This is a genomic window from Flavobacterium sp. W21_SRS_FM3, assembly GCF_052113625.1.
Lineage (GTDB): Bacteria > Bacteroidota > Bacteroidia > Flavobacteriales > Flavobacteriaceae > Flavobacterium.
In genome coordinates, this window is record NZ_JBGQOD010000001.1 from 215,114 (window position 1) to 240,858 (window position 25,745).

Annotated in this window: 26 protein-coding genes; 15 read left to right on the plus strand and 11 right to left on the minus strand. The window is 34.2% G+C overall.

All coding sequences use genetic code 11. From position 1 onward, the window contains the following. The 4 genes from hemE to hemA all read right to left on the minus strand — a co-directional run bounded on the left by hemE (position 1) and on the right by hemA (position 3,966). Positions 1-1,026 carry a uroporphyrinogen decarboxylase gene (gene hemE / locus ACEN2K_RS00950; RefSeq protein ID WP_441757436.1) on the minus strand — a complete coding sequence of 342 codons (1,026 nt, stop codon included), beginning with the start codon at positions 1,024-1,026 and terminating at the stop codon, positions 1-3. Between the two features lie 62 nt (positions 1,027-1,088). Beyond that, a complete protein-coding gene (locus ACEN2K_RS00955) occupies positions 1,089-1,784 on the minus strand; it encodes a uroporphyrinogen-III synthase (RefSeq protein ID WP_441757437.1) in 696 nt (231 codons plus the stop codon). Continuing rightward, positions 1,784-2,710, minus strand: a complete 927-nt coding sequence (gene hemC / locus ACEN2K_RS00960) for a hydroxymethylbilane synthase (RefSeq protein ID WP_441757438.1) — start codon at positions 2,708-2,710, stop codon at positions 1,784-1,786. The genes ACEN2K_RS00955 and hemC overlap by 1 nt, the downstream gene beginning before the upstream one ends. Beyond that, positions 2,710-3,966: a glutamyl-tRNA reductase gene (gene hemA / locus ACEN2K_RS00965; RefSeq protein ID WP_441757439.1), complete on the minus strand. Its 1,257-nt coding sequence runs from the start codon at positions 3,964-3,966 to the stop codon at positions 2,710-2,712. Before hemA ends, hemC begins: the two co-directional genes overlap by 1 nt. Before the next feature lie 228 nt (positions 3,967-4,194). On the opposite strand from hemA, the gene ACEN2K_RS00970 reads away from it, so the two are divergent. The 8 genes from ACEN2K_RS00970 (at position 4,195) to ACEN2K_RS01005 (ending at position 11,500) form a co-directional block, all read left to right on the plus strand. Further along, positions 4,195-5,067 (plus strand): helix-turn-helix domain-containing protein, encoded by an 873-nt coding sequence (locus tag ACEN2K_RS00970; RefSeq protein ID WP_441757440.1) that lies wholly within the window; start codon positions 4,195-4,197, stop codon positions 5,065-5,067. 99 nt (positions 5,068-5,166) lie between these two features. Continuing rightward, positions 5,167-6,198 carry a ferrochelatase gene (hemH, locus tag ACEN2K_RS00975; protein ID WP_441757441.1) on the plus strand — a complete coding sequence of 344 codons (1,032 nt, stop codon included), beginning with the start codon at positions 5,167-5,169 and terminating at the stop codon, positions 6,196-6,198. Next, positions 6,199-7,554, plus strand: a complete 1,356-nt coding sequence (locus ACEN2K_RS00980; RefSeq protein WP_441757442.1) for an MATE family efflux transporter — start codon at positions 6,199-6,201, stop codon at positions 7,552-7,554. Beyond that, positions 7,541-8,095 (plus strand): CopD family protein, encoded by a 555-nt coding sequence (locus ACEN2K_RS00985; RefSeq protein ID WP_441757443.1) that lies wholly within the window; start codon positions 7,541-7,543, stop codon positions 8,093-8,095. The genes ACEN2K_RS00980 and ACEN2K_RS00985 overlap by 14 nt, the downstream gene beginning before the upstream one ends. Before the next feature lie 3 nt (positions 8,096-8,098). Beyond that, entirely contained in the window at positions 8,099-9,568 is a 1,470-nt protein-coding gene (locus ACEN2K_RS00990) for a sensor histidine kinase (protein ID WP_441757444.1), read from the plus strand. A gap of 9 nt (positions 9,569-9,577) precedes the next feature. Next, the gene (locus tag ACEN2K_RS00995; protein WP_441757935.1) at positions 9,578-10,360 is read left to right on the plus strand and encodes an enoyl-CoA hydratase/isomerase family protein; all 783 of its coding nucleotides are present in this window, start codon (positions 9,578-9,580) and stop codon (positions 10,358-10,360) included. Positions 10,361-10,376: 16 nt separating this feature from the next. Next, entirely contained in the window at positions 10,377-11,084 is a 708-nt protein-coding gene (locus ACEN2K_RS01000; protein ID WP_441757445.1) for an endonuclease/exonuclease/phosphatase family protein, read from the plus strand. A 14-nt stretch (positions 11,085-11,098) separates the two neighbouring features. After that, complete coding sequence (locus ACEN2K_RS01005; protein ID WP_441757446.1) at positions 11,099-11,500, plus strand: hypothetical protein; 402 nt, start codon at positions 11,099-11,101, stop codon at positions 11,498-11,500. Positions 11,501-11,566: 66 nt separating this feature from the next. On the opposite strand, the gene ACEN2K_RS01010 is transcribed toward ACEN2K_RS01005, so the two are convergent. From ACEN2K_RS01010 to ACEN2K_RS01020, 3 genes are all read right to left on the minus strand, one after another. Beyond that, a complete protein-coding gene (locus ACEN2K_RS01010; protein WP_441757447.1) occupies positions 11,567-12,220 on the minus strand; it encodes an HD domain-containing protein in 654 nt (217 codons plus the stop codon). 116 nt (positions 12,221-12,336) lie between these two features. Then, a complete protein-coding gene (locus ACEN2K_RS01015; protein ID WP_441757448.1) occupies positions 12,337-13,323 on the minus strand; it encodes an acyl-ACP desaturase in 987 nt (328 codons plus the stop codon). Between the two features lie 10 nt (positions 13,324-13,333). Next, a complete protein-coding gene (locus tag ACEN2K_RS01020; RefSeq protein ID WP_441757449.1) occupies positions 13,334-14,068 on the minus strand; it encodes a lysophospholipid acyltransferase family protein in 735 nt (244 codons plus the stop codon). Positions 14,069-14,194: 126 nt separating this feature from the next. On the opposite strand from ACEN2K_RS01020, the gene rnpA reads away from it, so the two are divergent. From rnpA to ACEN2K_RS01035, 3 genes are all read left to right on the plus strand, one after another. Next, the gene (gene rnpA, locus ACEN2K_RS01025) at positions 14,195-14,608 is read left to right on the plus strand and encodes a ribonuclease P protein component (protein WP_441757450.1); all 414 of its coding nucleotides are present in this window, start codon (positions 14,195-14,197) and stop codon (positions 14,606-14,608) included. Between the two features lie 105 nt (positions 14,609-14,713). Next, positions 14,714-16,351 (plus strand): S41 family peptidase, encoded by a 1,638-nt coding sequence (locus tag ACEN2K_RS01030; protein WP_441757451.1) that lies wholly within the window; start codon positions 14,714-14,716, stop codon positions 16,349-16,351. Beyond that, positions 16,351-17,157, plus strand: a complete 807-nt coding sequence (locus ACEN2K_RS01035; RefSeq protein ID WP_441757452.1) for an OmpA family protein — start codon at positions 16,351-16,353, stop codon at positions 17,155-17,157. The genes ACEN2K_RS01030 and ACEN2K_RS01035 overlap by 1 nt, the downstream gene beginning before the upstream one ends. Here the strand turns inward: ACEN2K_RS01035 and ACEN2K_RS01040 are convergent, their stop codons facing one another. The 4 genes from ACEN2K_RS01040 to ACEN2K_RS01055 all read right to left on the minus strand — a co-directional run bounded on the left by ACEN2K_RS01040 (position 17,158) and on the right by ACEN2K_RS01055 (position 22,022). Then, positions 17,158-17,604 (minus strand): GNAT family N-acetyltransferase, encoded by a 447-nt coding sequence (locus ACEN2K_RS01040; protein ID WP_441757453.1) that lies wholly within the window; start codon positions 17,602-17,604, stop codon positions 17,158-17,160. Between the two features lie 43 nt (positions 17,605-17,647). Further along, positions 17,648-18,625 (minus strand): DUF4837 family protein, encoded by a 978-nt coding sequence (locus ACEN2K_RS01045; RefSeq protein WP_441757454.1) that lies wholly within the window; start codon positions 18,623-18,625, stop codon positions 17,648-17,650. Positions 18,626-18,673: 48 nt separating this feature from the next. After that, positions 18,674-20,725, minus strand: a complete 2,052-nt coding sequence (locus ACEN2K_RS01050; RefSeq protein WP_441757455.1) for a LysM peptidoglycan-binding domain-containing protein — start codon at positions 20,723-20,725, stop codon at positions 18,674-18,676. Positions 20,726-20,834: 109 nt separating this feature from the next. After that, on the minus strand, positions 20,835-22,022 hold the full coding sequence (locus tag ACEN2K_RS01055; protein ID WP_441757456.1) for a phosphoglycerate kinase: 1,188 nt from the start codon (positions 22,020-22,022) through the stop codon (positions 20,835-20,837). 284 nt (positions 22,023-22,306) lie between these two features. Between ACEN2K_RS01055 and ACEN2K_RS01060 the strand changes: the two genes are divergently transcribed. The 4 genes from ACEN2K_RS01060 to recA all read left to right on the plus strand — a co-directional run bounded on the left by ACEN2K_RS01060 (position 22,307) and on the right by recA (position 25,566). After that, positions 22,307-23,455, plus strand: coding sequence for a DNA polymerase III subunit (locus ACEN2K_RS01060; protein WP_441757457.1), 1,149 nt, complete (start codon positions 22,307-22,309; stop codon positions 23,453-23,455). 5 nt (positions 23,456-23,460) lie between these two features. After that, positions 23,461-23,844 carry a DoxX family protein gene (locus ACEN2K_RS01065; RefSeq protein WP_441757458.1) on the plus strand — a complete coding sequence of 128 codons (384 nt, stop codon included), beginning with the start codon at positions 23,461-23,463 and terminating at the stop codon, positions 23,842-23,844. Between the two features lie 36 nt (positions 23,845-23,880). Continuing rightward, positions 23,881-24,390 (plus strand): acyl-CoA thioesterase, encoded by a 510-nt coding sequence (locus ACEN2K_RS01070; protein WP_441757459.1) that lies wholly within the window; start codon positions 23,881-23,883, stop codon positions 24,388-24,390. A gap of 168 nt (positions 24,391-24,558) precedes the next feature. Next, on the plus strand, positions 24,559-25,566 hold the full coding sequence (gene recA / locus ACEN2K_RS01075; protein ID WP_441757936.1) for a recombinase RecA: 1,008 nt from the start codon (positions 24,559-24,561) through the stop codon (positions 25,564-25,566). Positions 25,567-25,745: the final 179 nt, after the last annotated feature.

Here is a 25,745-nt window from a genome sequence, read left to right on the forward strand (position 1 = left end):
TTATTGATTGTATTCCTTCACTGCATCAATAAATGCTTTTGCGTGATCTACAGGGATATTTGGTAAAATACCGTGACCTAAATTCACGATGTATTTGTCTTTTCCAAATTCGTCAATCATTTCATGAACCATTTTCTTGATCACTGGAATTGGCGATAACAATCTTGACGGATCAAAATTTCCTTGCAAAGTGATGTTTCCACCAGAAAGGTATCTTGCATTTCTTGGAGAACAAGTCCAGTCTACTCCTAAAGCAGAAGCTCTACTTTTCCCCATTTCGTTTAAGGCAAACCAACATCCTTTACCAAAAACAATTACCGGAGCGTCATCAGCCAATGCTTCCACGATTTGGTTGATGTATTTCCAAGAGAATTCTTGATAGTCAACTGGTGATAACATTCCGCCCCATGAGTCAAAAATTTGAACGGCATTTACGCCCGCTTTTACTTTTTCTTTTAGGTACAAAATAGTGGTGTCTGTAATTTTTTGTAGTAAAACATGTGCTGCTTCTGGATGTTGAAAGCAAAACCCTTTAGCTTTATCAAAGCTTTTAGATCCTTGTCCTTCTACAGCATAACACATAATTGTCCACGGTGAACCTGCGAAACCAATTAATGGTACCTCATCGTTCAACATTTCCTTAGTCAATTTTATAGCGTCAAAAACGTATCCTAAAGTTTCGTGAACATCAGGAACAATTACGTTCTCAACATCTTGAATCGTACGAATAGGATGTGGTAAATACGGACCAAAATTTGGTTTCATTTCTACATCAATTCCCATAGCTTGTGGAATCACTAAGATATCTGAGAACAAAATCGCAGCATCTGGTGCAATTCTTCGAATAGGTTGTACCGTAATTTCGGCAGCCAATTCTGGAGTTTGACAACGGGTAAAGAAATCATACTTATCACGTAAAGCGATAAATTCAGGTAAATACCTACCCGCTTGACGCATCATCCATACTGGCGGACGTTGCACTGTTTCTCCTTTTAATGCTCTTAAAAATAAGTCGTTTTTTATCATTTTCTTGCTATTGGCTAGCGGCTTTTGGCTTTTAGCTGATGGTATATTTTTATTTTTTTACTCTAATTTCCCTCTTCAGTTGCGGGGGCTTTATAATGCTGTATCACTTCAAAAATCACGTCTTCGATTGTGGGTGTTTCAGGAATTATAATGTTTTTAATTTTCTTTGCTTCTAATGCTGCAGCCGTAGTACTGCCTACACAAAAACAAACTTCTTTCTTAATTTTGTTATTAGACAAGTAACTTTCAACAGCAGATGGACTGAAGAACATGATTCCGTCAAAATTTTCTTGATCTGATATTTTGAAAGGTGCCAATGTAGTTTGGTACACTTCAATTTCATTAAAAGTGATTCCAGCATTTTTTAACGCTTCTGGTAAAGTTTCTTTGCGCAAGTTTCCGCTTAGAAAAGTATAGCATTCTTGGTTGTAAATTAACGTGATAATTTCAGCTAATTCTGATGCGTAGTCTAAGTAAACATCTACAGTAAAACCATTTGCTTCTAATAATTCTTTGGTTTTTATACCAACACAAAAAACAGGTTTTGACTTAAGTACTTCCCAACCGTTTTGTTCCATCAAACTTAAAACCGCATTTTGACTACTAAAAATCAAGTTGTTGTTGATGGTATTTAGTTCAAAAATATTGTTCTTAATTTCAATAAAGTCTTGTTCTAAAAGATCAAAATCAGCATCAATGAATACTTGCCTTTGTTCTACCGATAATGTTTTGGTGGATAATATGCTTATTTGACTCATTATTTCTTCAAATTAGTTTTGATTTCTGCCATCAATTTTGTTCCTCCATTATTCAAGATTTCTTGAGCCGAATAAAATCCTAGTTTTTTCCATTCTTCAATAGGAACAATTTTGTCGACTTCTATTTTTTCTTTTCCGTCAAGCGAGAATAAAACTCCTTGAAAATGAATGGTATCTTCTGCTTCATTATATTTTGCTAAAGCTCCAATAGGCGCTGTACAACCTCCTTCAAGTGTTTTAAGAAATTGGCGTTCAATATAAGTAACGATTTCTGTCTCGATATCATTTAAATGTGATAAAGCATCCAGCGTATAGGCATCCTCTTGCATGGCAACTACTAGCATAGCTCCTTGTGCCGGTGCAGGAATCATCCAATCTAAATTGATAAAATTTTCTGGCTTCAAATTGATGCGTTCTAGTCCTGCAGCTGCAAATACAGCTCCGTTCCAGTCGCCTTCATTGAGTTTCTTCATACGCAGATTTACATTTCCACGTAAATCAACTACTTTATGTGTTGGGTATTTATTAAGCCATTGCGCTTGACGACGTAAACTTCCTGTAGCAATGGTACCAGATTCATTTAGAAAATCAAGGTTGCCTTTATGAACTAAAATATCAAGTGTACTGGCTCTTTCAAGAACTGCCGCTTGCACAATTCCTTTTGGTAATGCTGTAGGAACATCTTTCATAGAATGTACTGCAATATCTACCGTGCCATTTATCATGGCAACATCAAGAGTTTTAGTAAATATTCCTGTAATTCCTAATTCGTATAGTGGTTTGTCAAGAATTACATCTCCCGTAGATTTTACGGCTACAATCTCCGTTTTAAAGCCTAAATCGTTTAACTTTTTTTCTACGGTATGTGCTTGCCAAAGGGCTAGTTCGCTATCGCGAGTTCCTATTCTTATTATCTTTTCTGCCATTATTTTACTGTCGCACCAATTTTGAAAACTTTCTCAATCCATTCAATACTCTCATCCACCATTGTGTCATCATCTTTTAAATGATTAGCAAATTGTGTTGTGATTTTTTGAATGATTCTGGCGCTTATAATTTCGGCCTGTTCCTCGTTGAAATCGGCTATTTTTTTACTTTGAAAATTCAGTTCTGACTTCTTGATTGCATTTAATTTTTCCTTTAAAGCGTGAATCGTTGGAGCAAATTTGCGTCCCTTTGTCCAAACATTAAATTCTTCTTTAATTTCCTCAATGATTGCTTCGGCTGCTGGGATATGATTTTTTCTATTTTCTAAAGTTTCATCTGTCAGTTGAGACAAATAATCCATGTGAATTAGTGTAACCCCTTCTAACTCCTCTACATCAGCATTTACATTTTTAGGAATTGATAAATCTAATATCAATAAGGGCTTTTTTAAGTTTAAAATCGCCTTATCCACAGTAGGGTTTTGAGCACCCGTAGCGACAACTACAACATCTGCTTTTTGTAATTCTAAGTGCAGTTCTGAGTAATCTTTAACAATCAAATTAAGCTTTCCGGCTAATCGTTCTGCCTTGTCTTTTGTTCTGTTTATTAAAGTGATGTGTTCATTTTTGGTGTGTTTCACCAAGTTTTCACAGGTGTTTCTACCAATTTTTCCTGTACCAAATAACAAAATATTTTTGTTACCAATATCTTCAACATTCTTGATAATATATTGAACTGCTGCAAAAGAAACCGAAGTCGCTCCTGAACTGATCTCGGTATCATTTTTTATTTTTTTGCTCGCTTGGATTACGGCATTCACTAATCTTTCTACAAAATTATTAGCTAATCCCATAGATTTTGACTGCGTGAAACTAGATCGTATTTGAGAGATAATTTCAAAATCTCCTAGAATCTGACTGTCTAATCCAGTTCCTACACGAAAGATATGGCTAATCGCTTCTTGATTTTTATAAACAAAACCTACTTTTTGAAATTCTTCAACACTACCGTTACTGTTTTCACAGATCAGTTTTATTAGTTGAAAAGGGTGTTCTGCAAAACCATAAATCTCTGTTCGGTTACAGGTAGAGGTAACAATTAAACTCTCAATTCCTTCGGTTTTTGCTTGTTCTAGCAAACGGGTTTTTGCTAAAGTATCTAGGCTGAATTTACCTCTCATCTCGGCATCCGCTTTTTTATAGCTTAGTCCAACAGAATAAAAATAGTGATGCTTTGATTGGTTGTTATTTTCCATATAAATACTTTTCAAGAAAGTGCAACAAAATTATCACTATAGTATTTATAAAAGTAACGCTGTAAGTTCTTTTTATAACGCTGTATGTTTTTTTATTTCTAAAGTCCTCATAATTGCTAAAAAACGCTATTTTTGTACTGAAATCAAGTTATACCATTCTTTTTATTTAGAGTGGTTCTAAATAAAACAGAATAATAACTGCCTTATTGTTCGAAAAAAAATATCGCTATGAGTTCACAAGAAATTATAAAAATCGAAGACGACTTTACGTTAATTCGGTTTCAAAATGATAGCTCCGAAATTTTCACTGCACAGCGCGAAGTCAGCAGCGGACTAATTCAGTTCCATTTTGGATTGAAAGGAAGTGCAAAATTCATCTTCAATCAAGGCAATTATGCCTTAGAATTAAAGGAAGAAAAATCATTACTGCTGTACAATCCCCAAAAAGAATTGCCTTTAAACTTGGAGTTGGCTCCTAATTCCTGGGTTATTTCAGTAATTATATCCATCAAAAAGTTTCACGCACTGTTTTCTGCAGAAGCAGATTATATCACTTTCTTGAGCGGAGAAAATAAAGACAAGAAATATTATAATGAAGGGAATATCAGCCCGTCAATGGCAATTGTTTTAAGCCAGTTGTTCCATTACAACTTACATCCTTCGATAAAAAACCTGTATTATAGAGGAAAAGGATATGAACTATTGAGTTTGTATTTTAATCGTACCGAAGATCCAAATGCTGAACAATGTCCGTTTTTAACCGATGAGGACAACGTTATTAAAATTAGAAAAGCCAAAGAGATTATCCTGGCTAATATGGCCGAGCCGCCTGGATTGCAAGAACTCGCAGATCAGGTGGGTTTGAATTTAAAGAAACTTAAAATGGGTTTCAAACAAATTTATGGGGATACTGTTTATGGATTTCTTTTTGACTACAAAATGGATTTTGCTCGAAAACTTTTAGATAGCGGTTCATATAACGTAAACGAAGTAGGTTTAAAAATAGGGTACAGTACTGGAAGTCATTTTATAGCCGCTTTCAAAAAGAAGTTTGCCACTACACCCAAAAAATACTTGATGTCAATTAATCCAAACACATAGTTCAGATTGATTTTATATATTCAACAATAAATAAAAAATAGTTAATCTCAATTCATAAAAAAGTATGATTAAGTACTTTTACAAACAAAAAATCACACAATGAAAGGCGTATTATTAGTAAACCTTGGATCTCCTGAGAGCCCTACTCCCAAAGATGTTAAACCGTATTTAGACGAATTTTTAATGGATAAATACGTGATAGATGTCCCGTTTTTATTGAGAGCATTACTCGTGCGTGGTATCATTTTACAAACTAGACCTAAAAAATCAGCTGCTGCTTACGCAAAAATTTGGTGGGACGAAGGTTCTCCATTAGTTGTAATATCTAAAAGAATGCATCAAAAAGTAAAACAACAGGTAGAAGTACCAGTAGCTCTAGCAATGCGTTATGGGAATCCTTCGATTCTTGCAGGTTTACAAGAATTGAGAGACAAAGGCGTTACTGAGGTGTTGCTTTTTCCATTATATCCGCAGCATGCCATGGCTTCTACTACAACTATCCTAGTTCTAGCTGAAGAATTGCGCAAAAAACATTTCCCAGAAATGAAATTTGCCTCGGTTCCTGCATTTTATAACAAACCCGATTATTTAAAAAATCTTGCCGATTCTATCAAAGGACATTTAGAAGGATTTGATTATGATCATTTATTATTTTCTTACCACGGGATTCCAGAACGTCACATTCGTAAAACAGATGTAACTAAATCACATTGTAAAATTGATGGTTCATGCTGTAATACGCCTTCTCCGGCACATGAATTTTGTTACCGTCACCAATGCTACGAAACAACAAAGCAAGTGGTAAAGTTACTAGGCATTCCAGAAGGAAAATACAGTCAAACATTCCAATCTCGTTTAGCAGGTGACAAATGGTTAACGCCTTACACGGATGTTGAAATAAATAAAATGCCTGAAAAAGGGATCAAAAAACTAGCCGTAGTAACTCCAGCATTTGTATCTGACTGTCTTGAAACATTAGAAGAAATAGCGATGGAAGCAAATCACGAGTTCAAAGCGCACGGTGGTGAAGAATTCTTAGCTATTCCATGTTTAAATGACAGTGATGGATGGTGTGGAACAGTGAGTAACTGGATTAACAATTGGGCAATTTCTCCTAAGTTAGCATATTAAATGGCAGTTAGTGCAGAAGAGTTAGGGACTCAAGACATTAAGAAACTCTTGATTAAACAAGCAGTTCCAGCATCGGTGGGAATTTTATTCATGTCCGTTAATATTTTAATTGACACCATATTTGTTGGACAATGGATTGGGTCTTTAGCAATAGCTGCAGTAACTGTTGTACTTCCTATCACTTTTTTCATTTCTTCATTAGGAATGGCTATAGGTGTGGGTGGTGGTTCTGTACTTTCCAGAGCATTAGGTGCTAACAACAAAGAAAAAGCTTTGTTAACTTTTGCTAATCAAATAATGATGACCTTCTTTATGGCATCAGTATTTGTTTTACTCGGAATGTTTTTTAGCGATCAGATGCTCGCACTCTTTGGAGCCAAAGGCGCGATAGTACAACCCGCGACAGAATTCTTTTTTCCCATTATTTTATCGGTTCCTTTCTTAGCACTGTGCATGATGGGAAACAATATAATACGTGCCGAAGGAAAAGCGAAATTTGCCATGTATGCGATGATTATCCCTGCCTTTGTGAACATCATTTTGGATATTGTTTTTATCAAAATGATGAATCTTGGAATGTTAGGCGCTGCTTTGGCTACCTCTATTTCCTATTTTATGTGCTTTGTTTTTGTATTGTGGTTTTTTAGGTATAAAAGCGAACTGAAATTACAATCAAAGCATTTTAAATTTAACTTTCCCATTGTAAAAGAAATAACAGAACTCAGTTTTGTTACCTTTTCAAGACAAGGTGTTGTGAGTATTCTGGCTATTATTTTGAATCATACTTTATATACATATGGTGGAGAACATTCCATCGCCGTTTATGGAATCATCAGTCGAATGTTGATGTTTGCTTTATTCCCAGTATTGGGAATTACTCAAGGTTTCATTCCTATAGCGGGTTATAATTATGGCGCCAACAATTATGCAAGAGTAAAAGAAACCATACAAATATCTATTAAGTACGCAGCACTTTTAGCCGCAATTATATTTGTGTTCATACTCCTTTTTGCACAGCCCATTGTTGCTGTTTTTACCACTGATGCTAAAGTAATTGCAGAAACACCAAATGCACTGAGATGGGTTTTTGCAGCTTCTCCTATTATTGCCATACAATTAATAGGAGCTGCTTATTTCCAGGCAGCTGGTAAAGCCAAGAAAGCTTTGTTTTTAACCTTAAGTAAACAAGGATTCTTCTTAATTCCACTAGTACTGATTCTCCCAAATTTTTTCGGTATTTTTGGAGTTTGGGTATCGTTTCCCATAGCGGATGTTTTATCCACTTTAATAACGGGATATTTTTTAAAAAAAGAAATGAACACTAAATTGACAAAAAATACAGATGGAATACTATAATTACCTCAAATCATTGCACCTCATCTTTGTAATTACATGGTTTGCAGGTTTATTTTACATTGTTCGTTTGTTTGTATATCAAATTGAAGCGGCGGCTAAACCTTCGCCAGAGAAAGAAATTTTGCAAAAACAATACAAAATAATGACCTATCGATTATGGTACATTATTACTTGGCCATCGGCAGTATTAGCGAGTATTTTTGCTTTTTGGATGCTGTTTTTTACTGACTTAGGAAACGCTTGGTTAAAAATGCCTTGGATGCATGTGAAACTTGGCTTCGTATTTGTGCTGTACATATACCATGCTAAATGCCACCAAATATTTAAGCAGTTGCAAAACAATGAAGTAAAATACAGTACCAACTTTATGCGACTGTGGAACGAAGGTGCTACTATAATTTTATTTTCAGTGGTTTTTTTAGTGGTTTTAAAGAATGCTTTTAACTGGATTTATGGTGTCATTGGGATTATTTTATTTTCGGTGTTAATTATGTTAGGCTTTAAATTTTATAAAAGAATTAGAGAAAGAAATCAATCCTAAACTATGCTAAAAGGTTTTAAATTATCAATGCTATCACTGCGAATTCGAATTTTCCTATCGATGATCGTGCTGATAATTCTAGCCTCAGTTTTACTTGCCTCTATTTCTATTATTCAGTTCAAAACTGAAGCAAAAGAATACCATCAAGAACGCTTAGAACGCAAGGAAAATGCGGTAAAAGAGCACATCAACTATGTGCTTTCTACTACTACTTATCCTTTAACGACTGAGAATTTAGATTTAATTTTTAAAGATAAGATTCACGAGTTAGCCCACATTCACAACATTGAAATTAATATATATAGCTTAGAGGGTAAACTTTTAAAATCGTCCAAAGAATCCTTTTCGGTTGATAAGGTATCTCCCCCGATCCCAAAGTACATTTTAAAACTAGTGCGCTCTTCTATTGAGAAACGCTACGTAGATATTAAAACCATTAATGGGGTAAAAAACCGGTCTTCTTTCACCCAGATTAAAGATGATAAATTCAAACCGCTGGGCGTATTAAACCTTCCCTATCTTGAAGATGATGGGTTTTATGATAAGGAATTAAATAATTTCTTGATTCGTTTAGGTCAGGTTTATTCGTTCATGTTAATTGTTGCTTTTGCAATAGCCTACTTTTTATCTTCCTATATTACCAAGTCTTTAAAAACGATTTCTGATAGAATCAACGAAACAAGTTTTAATCAGAAAAACAAGAAAATCGTATTAGAAGCCAGTAGCAAAGAAATTAATTTGTTGATAGCTGCTTATAACAGAATGGTGGACGAACTCGAGATTAGTGCTGTAAAATTAGCCCAGAGTGAACGAGAAGAAGCTTGGCGCGAAATGGCAAAACAAGTTGCACATGAGATTAAAAATCCCTTGACACCTATGCGTTTGACCGTGCAAAGTTTTCAACGAAAATTCAATCCCAATGATGAAGACATCAAGCAAAAGATGAATGATTACTCAGAAACATTGATTCAGCAAATTGATACGATGAATGCGGTGGCCTCTGCGTTTTCTAATTTTGCTTCGATGCCAGCACAGCAAAACGAGACCTTGAATGTGGTTGAAGTGGTGGAATTAACCTTAGATATTTTTAATGAAGAACACATTGTTTTTGAAAGTGAATCACCCGAAATAATTTCAAAAATTGACCGAACACAACTAATCCGAATTATTACTAACTTGGTTAAAAATGCGATTCAGTCGATACCAGAGCAAGAAAATAAAAGAGTGGCTGTTACCGTTAAAAAACAGGAGAACAATGTCCTTATTTCTGTAGAAGATAATGGTGTAGGGATTAGACCTGAAGACATAAACCGTATCTTTGAACCTAAGTTTACCACAAAAAATAGTGGAATGGGACTGGGATTAGGGATCATTAAAAATATTATTGAAAATTATAAAGGAACAATTACCTTTGAAACTGAATTTGGAAAAGGGACAAAATTTACTGTTTCGCTTCCTATAATTAACTCCTAAATTAAGATGATGAATTACGAAAATATCCTAATTACTGCTGAAAATAGTGTGACTACAATTACTATCAATCGCCCAACAAAGTTAAATGCTTTGAACAAAGCGACAATTGAAGAATTGCATTCAGCCTTTGAAGCTGTAGCAAAAGACAAACATACCCGAGTTGTACTATTAACAGGAAGTGGCGAAAAAGCATTTGTTGCAGGTGCGGATATCGCTGAGTTCTCGAATTTCTCAGTAGAAGAAGGTGTGCAACTAGCAGCTCATGGACAAGATTCCTTATTTAATTTTGTCGAAAATTTAAAAACTCCTGTTATTGCAGCCGTTAACGGTTTTGCATTAGGTGGAGGTTTAGAGTTGGCGATGGCTTGTCATATTAGAGTAGCTTCAGATAATGCAAAAATGGGCTTACCCGAAGTTTCTCTTGGAGTTATTCCAGGTTATGGAGGAACACAACGTTTGCCACAGTTGATAGGTAAAGGTCGTGCTATGGAAATGATTATGACAGCCGGAATGGTCACTGCTGAAGAGGCTTATAGAACAGGCTTAGTAAACCACGTTGTTCCCCAAGCGGAACTAATCGAGTTTTGTAATGGAATTGCTCAAAAAATCATGAAAAACTCGCCTGTAGCGATCAGTATGGCTATTAATGCAGTCAATGCTAATTTTAAAGAAGGAGAAAATGGTTTTGATACTGAAATAAAATCGTTCGGAAAATGTTTTGGTACCGAAGATTTTAAAGAAGGAACTACTGCTTTTTTAGAAAAAAGAAAAGCCGTTTTCCCAGGAGAATAATTTATAAAATAATCATTTGAAAGTTATAACTTGGAACTGCAGTGGCGCATTAAGAAATAAATTTGAAGAGCTCATCAACTTTCAGGCGGATATTTACGTGATTCAAGAATGCGAAGATCCTGCAAAGTCAAATCATAAAGGTTATATCGCATGGGCAAAAAATCATCTGTGGATTGGAGATAACAAAAATAAAGGAATTGGCGTTTTTGCAAAAGTTGAAGTTGAAATAATAAAATTGGACTGGACCAATTATTATAAAGACCATACAGTAAAACACTTCCTGCCATGTTTAATAAATAGAGAATTTAATTTATTAGCTGTATGGACTCACAGCAATAACTCTCCAACTTTTGGCTATATTGGTCAGTTATGGAAATACCTACAATTGAACAAGAACAAGTTAAATAAATGCATAATTTTAGGTGATTTAAATAGTAATAAAATTTGGGATAACTGGGATAGGTGGTGGAATCATTCTGATGTTTTAAAAGAATTGAATGGCATTGGCATTGAAAGTTTTTATCATAAATACTGGGATGAAGAACAAGGAAAAGAAAGCCAACCTACTTTTTTTCTTAATAGAAAAATTGAAAAACCTTACCATATTGATTATATTTTTGGAAGTAATGAATTTTCATCTAACGTTAAATCAATAGAAATAGGAAATAAAAATAAATGGTTGAAACTAAGTGATCATCTACCTCTTATTTGCGAAATAACATAATAAAAAATATAAAAATGTCATACGAGCCAGTATTTGCCCTTTTTTGGGAAAGTGTAAAACAAAGTATCCAAAACGGTACTTATGCCAAATTAACATTGGCGAAGACCATAGGTGACACTGAACTGAAAAACATGTATATCAGACCTGTCCTACTAGAAGAAGGTGGATATACTTTATCCATTATAGCACGTTATAAAACAGAAGAAATAGAAAGTTTTCATACTCTAGAAGAGGCATACGCAATACTATTGCCTTATATGAACAATCCATTTTTAACGGCATTATTGTTCACCACAGAAAACGACCTCACTTTCAAACTGAATAAAAAAAGAGTGGGAACCATTATCGAGCAAGCACCTACTTTTAAGAGTGCCTCTGATGTGATAATCGAAATGAAAGAGAAAGGTATTATTTAGATAGTACTAATATTCAGGCTTTAAGTATACTGCAATTGTAAAGACTTAAAACCTGAACCCCATAGCTTACTTCTCCCCATCCCATTCGGCGTAAAACTGAGCCAGAAATCCTTCCATGTAACGATGTCTTTCGGCAGCGATTGCTTTACCAGAAGCGGTATTCATTTTATCTTTTAAGAGTAAAAGCTTTTCATAAAAATGATTGAGTGTAGGAGCATCATTGTTTTTATATTCTTCTTTAGACATCTTGGTGTTAGGTGCAATATTAGGGTCGTATAGCGCTCTATTTTTAAATCCGCCATAATTGAACGTTCGCGCAATTCCAATCGCTCCTATAGCGTCTAAACGGTCTGCATCTTGAACAATATCTAATTCTATAGACGAGAAGTTCTTTTCAAAATTCCCCCCTTTAAAAGAGATGTTTTCAATAATTTTAATCACTTGGTCGATTGTCTCTGCAGCTACAGCTTCTTTTTCTAAAAATGCTCTTGCAGTTCTAGGCCCTACAGTTTCGTCACCTTCATGAAATTTACTATCCGCAATATCATGCAATAATGCACCCAGTTTAACAACCGTTAAATCACATTGCTCATCACGAGCTATTAAAACACTATTTTTATAAACTCTCTCTATGTGAAACCAGTCATGGCCACCTTCGGCATTTTGAAGTTTTTCCTTTACAAAGGCAATGGTTTTACTTATGATATCTGTAGTATGCATTGTTTATGAGTATTAAAAAAAATGTTGATTTTCAAAGCTTTTCAACTCAAAAATCAACATTTATTTATTTATAATTAGCATTTATTTCAAACGCTTTATTAAATCACATTGTACTGTTATAGTCTTGCTGGTTCCACCCATTTAAAGATATGAGATTCTTGAGGGATTACAATTCTCTCAGAGATTCTCGCCATTCTTCCTGGTAATTTCATCAGATAGTCACGTGCTTTTTCAGCCTCATCTGTCAAACCTACAATTTTATCAATTTCCCATTTGTCAATCAATTTTTGCATAATATCAACATAATCGTTAGCTGTATAAACACCTATACGTTGTGCTGAATCAGAAAATTGTTCAAAAGCAGAACTTATTTTTTGTCCAGATTCTCTCAAGAAATGTGCAGGCATTACAATTTTTTGCTTCATCATGTATTGAAAAGCAAGCATCATTTCGCTTGGATCTACTTGGAAGATACGGTTCACAAATTCGCTGTACGCATGGTGGTGGCGCATTTCATCACCAGCAATCATTTTACACATTTTTGATAATTTGTTATCACCATATTTCTTAGCCATTTGTGCTACTCTGTTGTGAGAAACATAAGTCGCTAACTCTTGAAAACTAGTGTAAACAAAGTTTTTATAAGGATCAGTTCCAGTACCAATATCAAAACCGTCATTAATTAAATGTTGGGTTGTAATTTCGATTTCACGCATGTTTACACGCCCAGACAAATACAAGTATTTATTTAGCATGTCACCGTGACGATTTTCTTCTCCAGTCCACTGTCTGATCCATTTAGACCAACCATTTCTCTCTACGTTATCAATTCCTTCTACATCCATCAACCATGATTCATAAGTAGGCAAAGCCTCCTCAGTAATTGTATCTCCTACAAGGGTAACCCAAAAATCGTATGGTAAATCTTTAGCGATTTCACGTAATTCTTTTACTTCTTCAAAGAAATTATCTCCTTCAGAATTAGGTAAAAAATCGGATGGCTGCCAAATTTTCTCAACAGGTATAAGGTATTGATCAACGAAGCTGTCCACGTTTTTTTCCAAAAACTGCATTACTTCTAATCGAATGTTTTTTATAGACATTGTATATATTTTAAATTTTTATTCCTTTTACTACGGCAGTTTCAGCCTTTTCTATTATCTCTTCAAAATTAAATTCGCTTACTTTTAAAGGGTTATGTATTGCAAAGGTAAGACGATTTCCTAAACCTACAGGGAAAAAACCAAATTTAACCATTTTCCAAGAGTTGTTAATGCTCACTGGAACCACATAGGCCGATGGTGCATACTTACATAAAATCTTCAAACCACTTTGAGCAAATGGTTTTGGATGTCCCGTTTTGCTTCGGGTACCTTCTGGAAAAATTACTGCAGCCCTATTGAATTTTTGAATGTATTCAGACAATCCTTTAATCGCAGGAATGGCTTGTTTAGGGTCTTTACGGTCAATTAAAACAGATCCTCCATGAGTCAAATTGTAAGAAACACTGGGAATTCCAGAACCCAACTCTTTCTTACTAACAAATTTACAATGAAAGCGTCTCAAAAACCAAATCATAGCAATGATGTCGTACATGCTTTGATGGTTGCACACAAAAATTATTGGTACCCCTTTTGGAATCCGATCAATTCCATCAAATTTATAGGTTGTACCCACAAGGTTCGTACATTTTAACAAAAAGAAGTTTAAATAATCAACGCTTTTTTTATGAGCTTGATAACCAAATACATTAAAACAAACCCATTGAATGGGGTGAAATAGTATTAATGTAAGTCCAAAAAGAAGGTAATAAACTACAGATATTGGATACGAAATCAGTTTTTGCATGCTTAAAAAATTAGCCGTAAAAGTAATAAATATATTTTTAGCGCTATTTAATTCCTAAACAATAATAGGTTTGGGGTTTAATTGTACCTTTGTTGCTATTAAAAATCTGCTCCTTTAAAATACAAAATGAATTTAACTTATCCAAAAAACGAAAAGCTAAAAAGTAAAATCACTATAGGTTTGCTGTTTTCAGAAGGGAAATCAGTGTCAAAATACCCATTGCGATTAGTTTACTGCCCCACAGCTTTAGATTCGGATGAAAAAATAAAAATGGGGGTCTCTGTTTCTAAGAAACATTTTAAAAAGGCGGTGGACAGAAACCGTTTCAAGAGAATATTAAGAGAAACCTACCGCCTCAACAAACACCTACTTGTTGATCATTTAGACAAACCTTACGCTTTTATGTTTTTTTATCAGACTAAGGAACGTTTAAGCTATGAAGAAATCAATACTAAAACCATTCAATTGTTTGAGAAGTTTATCAATCAGATTAAACCTGAACCCACTGTTTCAGTAAATCCTCTATTAGAAAAAGAGTAAATTGTCTCCTCATCTGATCAACGATTTTCGGTACAAAGGCAGGTTTTTATTATAAGCTAATTATTCTTATTTTGGTGGCCATTAATATTTTAGAAAAAAATAAACATGAACACTATTTTTAAAAAGAAAATTATCATCCCTATTGTTGCTTCAGCATTCTTATTTGTTGGTGTTAGCTTCAAAAATGACTTTTTTGAAATAGCAAAACAGATTGAGATCTTCACCACCTTATTCAAGGAACTGAACACTAATTATGTAGACGAGACGAATCCTGGCGAACTTATGGACAAAGCCATCAAGGGTATGCTGGCTAGTTTAGATCCTTATACTGTTTATTTTAATGAACAGGATGTTCTTAAATTCAAAATAAATAACACAGGTGAATACACCGGAATTGGTGCTGTAATTACTCGAAAGGAAGAGAAATTAATCATTAGAGAGGTTTATAAAAATTTTCCGGCAGATAAGGCAGGTCTTAAACCCGGCGATGAAATAATTCAAATAGGCGATGTTCCGCTAGCGGATTTTAAAGAAGATGCGTCACAACTATTAAAAGGGGCAAAAAACACTAAAATTGACATTAAATTCATTCGTCAGAACAAAAGCAGTATAACACAAATTGTTTTGGATGAAGTCGAAATCAAATCCGTTCCTTTCTTTGCAAAAATTGATGAAAAGACAGGATATATCGCTTTAACTCACTTTAATAAAAAAGCGGCTAACGAAACCAAAGAGGCTTTAGAAGAATTAAAGAGACAGGGAGCTGAACGCATTGTACTTGATTTAAGAGACAATCCTGGGGGTTTACTTAATGAAGCAGTTAATATTTGCAATTTATTTGTACCAAAGAATGAAGTGATCGTTACGACCAAATCTAAAATTGATAAACACAACAACACCTACAAAACTATATACGAGGCCGTAGACACTCAGATTCCATTAGTGATTATAGTAAATGGAAGAAGCGCCTCAGCATCAGAAATTGTGTCTGGAGCATTACAAGACTTAGATCGCGCCGTTGTAGTAGGAAGTCGAAGTTACGGTAAAGGACTTGTTCAAAAACCGATAGATCTAACGTACAGTACCCAATTAAAAGTCACTATTTCGCGTTATTACACCCCATCAGGTCGTTGCATTCAAGCGCTAGATTATGCCCATAAAGATAAAAACGGACTTGCCATAAGAACACAAGAGAAAAACTACAATGCGTTTAAAACTCGTAAAGGTAGAACCGTGTATGACGGCGGCGGTATCTTACCAGACATTCAACTTCCAGAAACGAATACCAGTCCCATTACTAACGCCTTACTACGAAATGATGGCATTTTTAACTATGTGACCCGCTACTATTATAAAAATCCAGGTTTAGGTGATAAAATACCAACAATTACCCAAGCTGATTACGCTGATTTCAAACAATTTTTAAAAGCCGAAAAGTACTCTTTTGATACAGAAACAGAACTGGCGCTTAAAAATACTTTGGCTGTAGCCAAAAAAGAAAAAATAGACGAAACAATCAGTAATGAATACCAGCAGTTATTGAATGCATTGCAAAAAAGCGAAGAAACTTTATTAGATAAAAATCAGGCCGAAGTTAAGAACCTTATGGTCGACGAAATTATTAAACGCTACCAGTACCAAGAAGGTTTGTATCAGTATTATCTAAAAAACAATTCTGCAATCACTAAGTCGGTTAGCCTTTTAAATAATGTTAATGAATACAATACGATTCTAAAAAATTAATGAGGAACTATTTAACAATACTGTTCAGTGTCTGTTTTTGTATCCTTAGCGCTCAGGAACAAAAAGTAGAAACCGTGTATTTTGAATTTGACAAATACAACCTTTATCCTGATCAGGAACAAACAATAGTAGATTTCATCATTCAAGCCGACACCACTTTAATAGAATCGATTCAAATTTACGGCTATTGTGATGATAGAGGGAATAATGATTACAATTATAAACTATCTGAAGACAGAGTACATACAGTCCAAAAAGTACTCACTTCAAATGGATTCAATAAAAATAAAATAGTCATCATAGAAGGCAAAGGACGGGTTCTCCTTACCGATGATTTATTAGCAAATTTAGCCGAAATACGCTCTAAAAACCGCAGAGTGGATTTACTTATTGTTAGGAAGAATAGTTTTGGTAAAGGAATTTATAATTCTTTCCAAGATCATCATGAAGTAGGAGATCGTATTTATTTTGAAAACGTATTATTTGACCTTGGAAGTAGTAAACTCACTTATGAATCTAAAAATGAACTTGATAAAATCGCTGATTTATTAGACAAAAGAAGAAATATCGAATTTGAAATTAGAGGTCATGTTTGTTGCACTCCCACACAATTTAATGACGCTATCGATAGAGGTACCAATGAACGAAAACTATCCGTCAATAGAGCGAAGACCGTTTTCATGTATTTAATGTCAAAAAACATTAACAGTCTTAGAATGTCCTATAAAGGCTGTGGAAACAAATTCCCCTTGAATAAAGGGGATAAATTTGATCGTAGAGTGGAGTTCTTAATTACTAAACTGTAATTATTCTTTTATCATATCAATATGCGGAATATCATCTTCTAAATACATCTCGCTACTTTGCACAAAGCCGTGGCTTTCATAGAATTTTTTCAAATACAATTGAGCTCCAATAGTTATCTCCTTGACGTTGTAATGATATGCAATTCCTGCAATCGCTTCACGCATTAAATCATGACCCCACTTTCTATCACGATAATTAGCATCTACTACTACCCTACCTATTGAGGCATTATCAAAACTAATTCCGGGTTTAAAAAGTCTGGCGTGCGCCACAACCTTACCTTCAAATGTTCCAAAGAGATGTAGTGCTATTTTATCCTTACCATCTAGATCTAAATAAACGCAGTTTTGCTCCACTACAAAGATCTCACTTCTAAGTTTGAGTAAATCGTATAACTCGTGTACTGAAAGTGCCTCAAAAGGCTTTATTTGCCATTGTATTGTCATAGAAGTAATATTATTTTAAAATGGAATATTGAATTTGGATAAATTAATTTTCAAGAATAGCAACCGATTTAATTATAGCTTCTAATTCTAGCATTAAATCTCTTTTTTCTTTTGATGGAGAATAACAGAAACCTTCTAAAATCAACAACCTATTGTTCTTTTTATCGACTATAGCATAATTAATAAAAGGCCCCGACATAAAATCATTTTTCAGTTCCCAGGTTCCTTTCATTTCATAAGCTTCTTTACCGTCTAATTTTATTTTGAAAAAATAAGGGGCGTAAGCCTCTTCTGTAATCATATCGGTGTTTGCCTCTTTTCCATGAACATACAAAGTTCCTATCGAATCACGCAGTTTGATAATATTCGAAACTAAATTCTTATCTCTTTTTACAGTGTTTAATGGAACTTGATAAATTAATAAACTTGTATTCCCACTAACAATTTCCTTTTTCAGCCAAACAAAAGTAGTGTCTTGTACCATGAACTGGTAGCTAAAAGGTACCTTGATAGATATTTGAAATTTTTTAGCCAGAATTTTAGGGTTCAACAAAGACTTCTCATTAATACTTTGACTTTCGTTAATTTCGGCCTGACGTATTATTTGAATCATTCTTGGTGCATGCTTCTCAATACTATTTAATATTGATGCCACCGTTTTTCCAGAGATGCAAAACACATTTTGAGGTGTCGCGTAACTATTTTTCTTTATTTCGAAATGGTCTTTGGTATCTTTTTTAATTAAAATAATAGCACGGCTATCCATCATAAAACCTTCCATTAATTTTACTGGATACTGATTGATGGTAAATAAAGGTTCTTCTTGAGGTAACCCTATAACAGCCGAAGCAAATTTATTTCTAATACTATCCCCGACTTCGCCATTCCATAACTGGTCGTCTATAATTACAGAGATATTATTGATTTTTCCTGATGTTTTTTTAAGCACAGCGGTTTCCTCTTTTTTACAGGAAAATAAAAGGATCGAAATAAGAAGCGCTAAAAAAGGAATTTTATTCATTATAATTTAAATGGTAATGATAACCCAAATGTATAGAAGATTATGGTATTATCCGTTAATTTTCAGTTTCATTCCAGGTTTAATATCTTCACCGCTAATATCATTCCATTTTTTAATATCCGAAATAGAAACTCCAGGATATTTTTTAGCGATACTATATAACGAGTCTCCTTTTTTTACATAATAATCATGTGCGTCTTGTTGAGACAAGCTTGTTGTATCGTCATTCTTTTTAAAGGTACTAGCGGAAGCCTTATTAGTGCTTATAGCCACTTCATTTTTGGCTACTATTAGATTTTTTCCAGCAGTAATTGTAGATTGATCTAAGTTATTCCACTTTTTCAATTCAGCAATTGAGCTTCCAAATTTCTTAGCAATGCTTCCTAAATTATCGCCTTTTTGAACAACATATTTGATATTCACCAATTCAGATACCACAGCAACATCCGCCAAGGGTTTTTCACTATTTGCTGCAATTTGCAAGGTTTCTCCAAGCTGAATTGTATTGCGTTTTAAATTATTCCAAGATTTTAATTGCGCTACCGTAATTTGATTTGCTTTGGCAATAGCAATTAGATTATCTCCTTTTTGTACCACATAAAAAGCTGATTTATTGTTCGAAGATTTTAAAGTATCCTTTGCGATAAGCACCACCTCATCTTTAATTTTGATGCCTTTTATAGCTTCTTTGGTAGACTTTTTTAGCACTGCAAATGCTGCTGGTTTCTTTTTGGGAACTGTTTTAATTATCACTTCGGTGGAGATAATTTTTAGACTTTTTCCATAAGCAATGTTGTTGCTTCTTAGTCTATTCCATCGTTTTAAGTTTGCTACAGATACTTTGTATTTATTAGCAATGGCGCCTAAATTATCCCCTCGTCTAATTTTATAATATTTAGTTCGGGTGCGTACGGTTCTAGTAGTATTTTTAGTAGAAGCTGCATTTGACGCTATAGCAGATCTGCTGCCGTAGGGATGTTCTTTTATGTCTATCTCATGTTGCAAATAAGCATAAATTTTATTTTCATTAGAAACAAAAACTGCAGTTTTTGCCTTTGGCAATCTCAAGTAATGATTTTCATCATCATAATATGGAATCACATTTAATTTATAGGACGGATTCAAGGCTTGCAATTGTGCCACAGGCATATCGAGCAAATCAGCAATTTGTTTAAAAGACATTTGTTTTTTCACCATAACAGTATCAGTGGCAAATTGCTGCATGATAGCACGATCAGGTTTGATACCATGCTCATTATGGTATTCATACAAATACATAGTCGCTAAAAAAGCCGGGACATAACCTTGTGTTTCTTTGGGTAACTTTTTTCTAATATTCCAATAATTTTGCTGACCTCCTGATCTACGGATTGCTTTAGAAACATTCCCGGGACCGGAATTGTATGACGCCAAAACAAGTTCCCAATCTCCAAAGATTTTATACATGTTTGCCATGTATTGGGCTGCCGCTTCTGTGGCTTTTAAAGGGTCGCTACGTTCATCAATAAAGGAATCAATTTTTAGATTGTACTGTTTCCCGGTGCGATACATAAATTGCCAAAGTCCAGTAGCGCCCATCCTTGAGACTGCTTTAGGATTCAATGCCGACTCAACAATAGCGAGGTATTTGATTTCTAATGGTACATTTTTCTTAGCGAAGGCTTCTTCGAAAATAGGAAAATAGTATTCAGATAGGGCCATCAATTTACCAAAAGAATTTTTTCGGTATTTCAGATACGATTTAATGACATTTTCTAAACTTTGATTGTACTCTATTCTAAAAGGCGATTTAGCATTCATGGCGGCTAATCTGGATTTCAACAAGGGTGTAGACAAGTCGTAATCAACTTGTTCATCCATATTGATATTCTCCACATCACTAGCCATATCGTGGTACAAGTCAAGATTGGTAAGTTCTTTCATCCACAAACTATCAATACAAAGTGCCATTTTGTCCTTAACAAAGGTTTGTTTTATGGAATCCAGGTAAGAAAGGTTTGTTTCTAAATTAACAATTCCTTTGTTTTCTACAATTTCTTGTGAAAACAAAGGAATCGAAACTAATAATAAAAATGATAAGGTGGCGTTTTTTAAATTCATGCAATTTTTTTGTCAACATACTTAATTCTAAATGATTACAAAATCATTCTTTTGCAAACATAATATGTTAAAACTAAAAAATTAAATAAATACTGTTAAAATACGACCTTTAATCTAGTATCGCAGCGATACCAGGAAGCACTTTTCCTTCTAACATTTCAAGCATAGCACCACCTCCGGTAGATACATAACTCATTTTATCTTCTAGACCAAATTGTTTCACTGCAGCAACTGAATCACCCCCACCTACAAGAGAAAAAGCTCCATTTGCAGTTGATTCGGCAATAAAATTCCCTAAAGCAATCGTTCCTTTAGCAAAACTTTCCATTTCAAATACACCTAGTGGACCGTTCCAAAGAATGGTTTTAGAGTCCATAATTACTTTTTTGAAATTCTCTAATGATTTTGGACCTGCATCAAGACCTTGCCATCCATCAGGGATTTCTTTCACATCAACAACTTGGGTATTGGCTGTGTTCGAAAAATCATCAGCAGCTATAACGTCAACTGGAATATGAATTTGAACTCCTTTTTCTTTGGCCAATCTCAAAATTTCCAAAGCCAGTTCTTGCTTGTCATCTTCACAAATAGAATCTCCAATTTTTCCTCCTAAGGCTTTAACAAATGTAAATGTCATACCTCCACCGATAATCATGTGATCCACTTTATCAAGAATGTTCTCAATAACGGTGATTTTAGAAGAAACTTTAGATCCACCAAGAACAGCTGTAACAGGTTTCTCACTGTTTTTTAAAACTTTATTTAAACTTTCTATTTCTTTAGCCAATAGCAATCCAAAACATTTTTCAGTTGGAAAAAACTGGGCAATAATTGTTGTTGAAGCATGCGCTCTATGTGCAGTACCAAAAGCATCGTTTACAAAAATATCTCCTAGTGAAGCTAATTCTTTTGCAAAAGCAACATCTCCTGATTCCTCTTCTGCATGGAAACGTAAGTTTTCTAATAATAAGACTGCTCCTGGTTTTAAATTAGCCGCAGCATTCTTAGCTTCGTCACCAATACAATCAGAAGCGAATTGAACAGGAACTCCAAGAATGTCAGATGCTGTTTTTAAAATATGTTTTAATGAATATTTTTCTTCAACTCCTTTAGGACGTCCTAAATGTGACATTAAAATTACACTTCCTCCTTGTGCTAAAATTGCATCAATAGTTGGTTTTGCTGCTTCAATACGCGTAGCGTCGGTTACGTTAAAATTTTCATCCAAAGGGACATTAAAATCAACACGTATAATTGCTTTTTTATTTTTAAAATCAAAGTTGCTTAAAGTCTTCATTAGGTCTATTTTTAGTTTATTTTTTATTGAAAGAGTAACAAATATAGTGGTTTTAAATCAGTAATAAATCTGAAAAAATCAAAAAAAATTGCTTTTAGATAACGAAATCGTTGTAAATTAATAATAAAAATAAATTGTGTGTAGCAATCCAATTTCAATAGCAAACCCACATCAAACTCCAATATATAAAACCTTGTGTTTGGTAACTGTTTTTTACTTCCGGATTTTAAGAAACTTTGCTCCTTAAAATTTTTGACTAACCCATTTTCTACTATCTTTGCTTTATGCAATTTTCTGAAATTTTAGGGCAAGAACATATTAAAAATCATCTGACAAAAAGTGCTGATTCTGGTCGAATTCCGCATGCACAGTTGTTTGTTGGTCCCGAAGGAAGTGGTACTTTGGCTATGGCCATTGCGTATGCTCAATACATTTTATGTAGCAATCAAAATGGAGAAAACAATGGTGCAAACGAATCTTGTAATCTAAAATTTCAAAAAATATCCCACCCTGATTTGCATTTTGCTTACCCTACGGTGACCACAGATGCAGTAAAGAAAAGTCCAAAAAGCATTGATTTCATTACAGATTGGAGACAATTTATAACTCAAAATCCCTATGGTGGCTTGTTTGACTGGTACGCAATATTAGGAGTTCAAAACAAGCAAGGGGAAATAAGAGTTGATGATGCACAAGAAATTTTAAAATCATTATCTTTAAAAGCCTACGAAGGAGGATACAAGTTTATGATCGTGTGGATGGCTGATAAATTAAATATCGCTGCTTCTAATAAACTATTGAAATTACTAGAAGAGCCACCAGAGAAAACGGTTTTTATTTTAATTTCAGAAAATGAAGAAGACATCATTCAAACTATAAGATCACGTTGTCAAATTTTACATTTTAATGGACTAAGCGAACCTATAATTGCAGAAGCCTTAGTGGAGCGTGAAAATGCCGATCCAAAGATTGCTGCAAAAATTGCACATCAAGCTCAGGGAAATTTTAATATTGCCTTGCATTTATTGCATGCTGATGATGAGGAACACCCCTTTGAACAATGGTTTGTGACTTGGGTTAGAGCTGCTTTTAAAGCAAAAGGAAATGCCGCAGCTATTCAAGACTTGATAGTTTGGAGTGAAAAAATAGCTGGCTTGGGAAGAGAGACTCAAAAGAAGTTTCTTCAATTTTGTATAGAAATGTTCCGACAAGCTTTATTGATAAATTATGAAACGAAGAATTTAGTCTATTTTGAACCCAAAGTAGAGAAATTCAAATTAGAGAATTTTGCTCCCTTTGTTAATGGAAACAATATTCACGATATATTCAACGAACTATCTGATGCCATGTATCATGTAGAACGCAATGGTAATGCAAAGATTATTTTGACAGATTTATCTATTAAACTCACCCGTCTAATCCATAAAAAATAATAATTATGAACAACGTTGCCTCTATTTTAATTTTGGCTTTTTTGGCCGTTTCCTTCATTCAGTCTGGTTACGATAAACTTTTCTACTGGAAAGATAATGTGGACTGGTTAAAAGGACATTTTGCAAAAACACAATTAAAAAATCATGTTCCATTAGCCTTACTAAACATCTTGATTTTAGAATTAATCTCAGGTATTTTATGCGTTGTTGGTTGCATTGAATTGTTAATTAATAATGGCCGATTATTTGGTTTTTACGGAGCTGTTTTTTCGTGTATCACTTTAATAATGCTGCTATTTGGTCAACGTCTAGCCAAAGACTATGACGGAGCCAGAACCATTGTTATCTATTTTATTCCCGCTGTTATGGCAGTGTATTGGTTAAATTAGAGCAATAAAAAATAATATTTACATTTATATAAAAACATGACACCAAAAAATCCTTCAGAATCTTTAACTACCCTAACCGATTTGGTTTTACCAAGCGAAACAAACCCTCTGAATAATCTTTTTGGTGGGGAGTTATTAGCTCGTATGGATCGTGCAGCAAGTATTGCAGCAAGAAGACATTCGAGAAGAATTGTAGTAACTGCCTCAGTAAATCATGTGGCTTTCAATAGAGCCATTCCATTAGGAAGTGTAGTTACGGTTGAAGCCAAGGTTTCCCGTTCTTTTAAAAGTTCTATGGAAATTTACATTGATATTTGGGTAGAAGATAGAGAATCCGGTAATAAAACCAAGGCTAACGAGGCTATTTACACTTTTGTAGCTGTAGATGATACTGGAAGACCTGTTGAAGTACCCCAAATTGTTCCTGAAACTGAACTTGAAAAACAACGTTTTGACGCTGCATTACGACGCAAACAATTGAGTTTACTATTGGCAGGAAAAATAAAACCAGAAGATGCTACTGAGCTAAAAGCATTGTTCATGTAATGATCTTGTTTTTTAGAAGTTAAATATTTTTTAAACAAAAAATTTAAATCAAAAAAAGAAGTATTTTTACGCGAATATGAATTTGAATAACTGAAATTTCAGGAAAAATCCACTGCTAATTTCATACAGAGATAAACAATACAAATGAAAGAAAAGGTAAAAGAGAAGATGAGTACAGAAAAAGAAGCCAAATTAAAAGCGTTACAACTTACGCTAGATAAATTAGACAAAACATACGGTAAAGGAACAGTAATGAAAATGGGCGATAAAGCCATCGTTGAAGTAGAAAGTATTTCTTCGGGGTCTTTAGGAATCGATTTAGCATTAGGTGTGAATGGATACCCAAAAGGAAGAATTATCGAAATTTATGGTCCAGAATCATCTGGAAAGACTACGTTGACATTACATGCAATTGCCGAAGCGCAAAAAGCAGGTGGAATTGCTGCTTTTATTGATGCTGAACACGCTTTTGATAGAAACTACGCTGAAAAATTAGGAGTAGATATTGAAAACCTAATCATTTCTCAACCTGACAACGGGGAACAAGCTTTAGAAATCGCTGAAAACTTGATTCGTTCAGGAGCAATAGACATTGTAGTAATTGACTCGGTAGCAGCTTTAACTCCAAAGAGTGAAATTGAAGGTGAAATGGGAGATTCTAAAATGGGACTTCATGCACGTTTAATGTCACAAGCATTGAGAAAATTAACCGGAACGATTAGTAAAACTAATTGTACTGTTTTCTTTATTAACCAGTTGAGAGAGAAAATTGGTGTTATGTTTGGGAATCCAGAAACAACAACTGGAGGTAATGCCCTTAAATTTTATGCTTCTGTACGTTTAGACATTCGTCGTTCTACACAAATTAAAGACGGAGATAATGTTATTGGTAACAGAACTAAGGTTAAAATCGTAAAAAACAAAGTAGCTCCACCATTTAAAGTAGCTGAATTTGATATCATGTACGGTGAAGGTGTTTCTAAAACGGGAGAAATTTTAGACTTGGCTGTTGAATTTGAAATTATCAAAAAAGCAGGATCATGGTTTAGTTATGGTGAGACCAAATTAGGTCAAGGTCGTGATGCGGTAAAATCGTTAATCAAAGACAATCCAGAATTAGCTGACGAACTTGAAGTTAAAATCAAAGAAAGAATTAAAGAATTAGCAGATAGCTAGTAGTTTAAAACTCTATATTATTAGTGTCCAAATCCAGTATTTGGGCACTTTTTTTTTGGAATCAATCTTTTCACAATTCACTATTTAAATGAAAATCTATAATCATCAGACAGAAACGATAAAAAAGTTAATTTTATACGCAACCTTTTTCAGTTAGGATACTCTTTATTAAAGAATTC

Bases quoted from the DNA above. Each gene is read 5' to 3' on its own strand.
- hemE (WP_441757436.1), bottom strand. From the start codon at position 1,026: ATGATAAAAAACGACTTATTTTTAAGAGCATTAAAAGGAGAAACAGTG.
- ACEN2K_RS00955 (WP_441757437.1), bottom strand. From the start codon at position 1,784: ATGAGTCAAATAAGCATATTATCCACCAAAACATTATCGGTAGAACAA.
- hemC (WP_441757438.1), bottom strand. From the start codon at position 2,710: ATGGCAGAAAAGATAATAAGAATAGGAACTCGCGATAGCGAACTAGCC.
- hemA (WP_441757439.1), bottom strand. From the start codon at position 3,966: ATGGAAAATAACAACCAATCAAAGCATCACTATTTTTATTCTGTTGGA.
- ACEN2K_RS00970 (WP_441757440.1), top strand. From the start codon at position 4,195: ATGAGTTCACAAGAAATTATAAAAATCGAAGACGACTTTACGTTAATT.
- hemH (WP_441757441.1), top strand. From the start codon at position 5,167: ATGAAAGGCGTATTATTAGTAAACCTTGGATCTCCTGAGAGCCCTACT.
- ACEN2K_RS00980 (WP_441757442.1), top strand. From the start codon at position 6,199: ATGGCAGTTAGTGCAGAAGAGTTAGGGACTCAAGACATTAAGAAACTC.
- ACEN2K_RS00985 (WP_441757443.1), top strand. From the start codon at position 7,541: ATGGAATACTATAATTACCTCAAATCATTGCACCTCATCTTTGTAATT.
- ACEN2K_RS00990 (WP_441757444.1), top strand. From the start codon at position 8,099: ATGCTAAAAGGTTTTAAATTATCAATGCTATCACTGCGAATTCGAATT.
- ACEN2K_RS00995 (WP_441757935.1), top strand. From the start codon at position 9,578: ATGAATTACGAAAATATCCTAATTACTGCTGAAAATAGTGTGACTACA.
- ACEN2K_RS01005 (WP_441757446.1), top strand. From the start codon at position 11,099: ATGTCATACGAGCCAGTATTTGCCCTTTTTTGGGAAAGTGTAAAACAA.
- ACEN2K_RS01010 (WP_441757447.1), bottom strand. From the start codon at position 12,220: ATGCATACTACAGATATCATAAGTAAAACCATTGCCTTTGTAAAGGAA.
- ACEN2K_RS01015 (WP_441757448.1), bottom strand. From the start codon at position 13,323: ATGTCTATAAAAAACATTCGATTAGAAGTAATGCAGTTTTTGGAAAAA.
- ACEN2K_RS01020 (WP_441757449.1), bottom strand. From the start codon at position 14,068: ATGCAAAAACTGATTTCGTATCCAATATCTGTAGTTTATTACCTTCTT.
- rnpA (WP_441757450.1), top strand. From the start codon at position 14,195: ATGAATTTAACTTATCCAAAAAACGAAAAGCTAAAAAGTAAAATCACT.
- ACEN2K_RS01030 (WP_441757451.1), top strand. From the start codon at position 14,714: ATGAACACTATTTTTAAAAAGAAAATTATCATCCCTATTGTTGCTTCA.
- ACEN2K_RS01035 (WP_441757452.1), top strand. From the start codon at position 16,351: ATGAGGAACTATTTAACAATACTGTTCAGTGTCTGTTTTTGTATCCTT.
- ACEN2K_RS01040 (WP_441757453.1), bottom strand. From the start codon at position 17,604: ATGACAATACAATGGCAAATAAAGCCTTTTGAGGCACTTTCAGTACAC.
- ACEN2K_RS01045 (WP_441757454.1), bottom strand. From the start codon at position 18,625: ATGAATAAAATTCCTTTTTTAGCGCTTCTTATTTCGATCCTTTTATTT.
- ACEN2K_RS01050 (WP_441757455.1), bottom strand. From the start codon at position 20,725: ATGAATTTAAAAAACGCCACCTTATCATTTTTATTATTAGTTTCGATT.
- ACEN2K_RS01055 (WP_441757456.1), bottom strand. From the start codon at position 22,022: ATGAAGACTTTAAGCAACTTTGATTTTAAAAATAAAAAAGCAATTATA.
- ACEN2K_RS01060 (WP_441757457.1), top strand. From the start codon at position 22,307: ATGCAATTTTCTGAAATTTTAGGGCAAGAACATATTAAAAATCATCTG.
- ACEN2K_RS01065 (WP_441757458.1), top strand. From the start codon at position 23,461: ATGAACAACGTTGCCTCTATTTTAATTTTGGCTTTTTTGGCCGTTTCC.
- ACEN2K_RS01070 (WP_441757459.1), top strand. From the start codon at position 23,881: ATGACACCAAAAAATCCTTCAGAATCTTTAACTACCCTAACCGATTTG.
- recA (WP_441757936.1), top strand. From the start codon at position 24,559: ATGAGTACAGAAAAAGAAGCCAAATTAAAAGCGTTACAACTTACGCTA.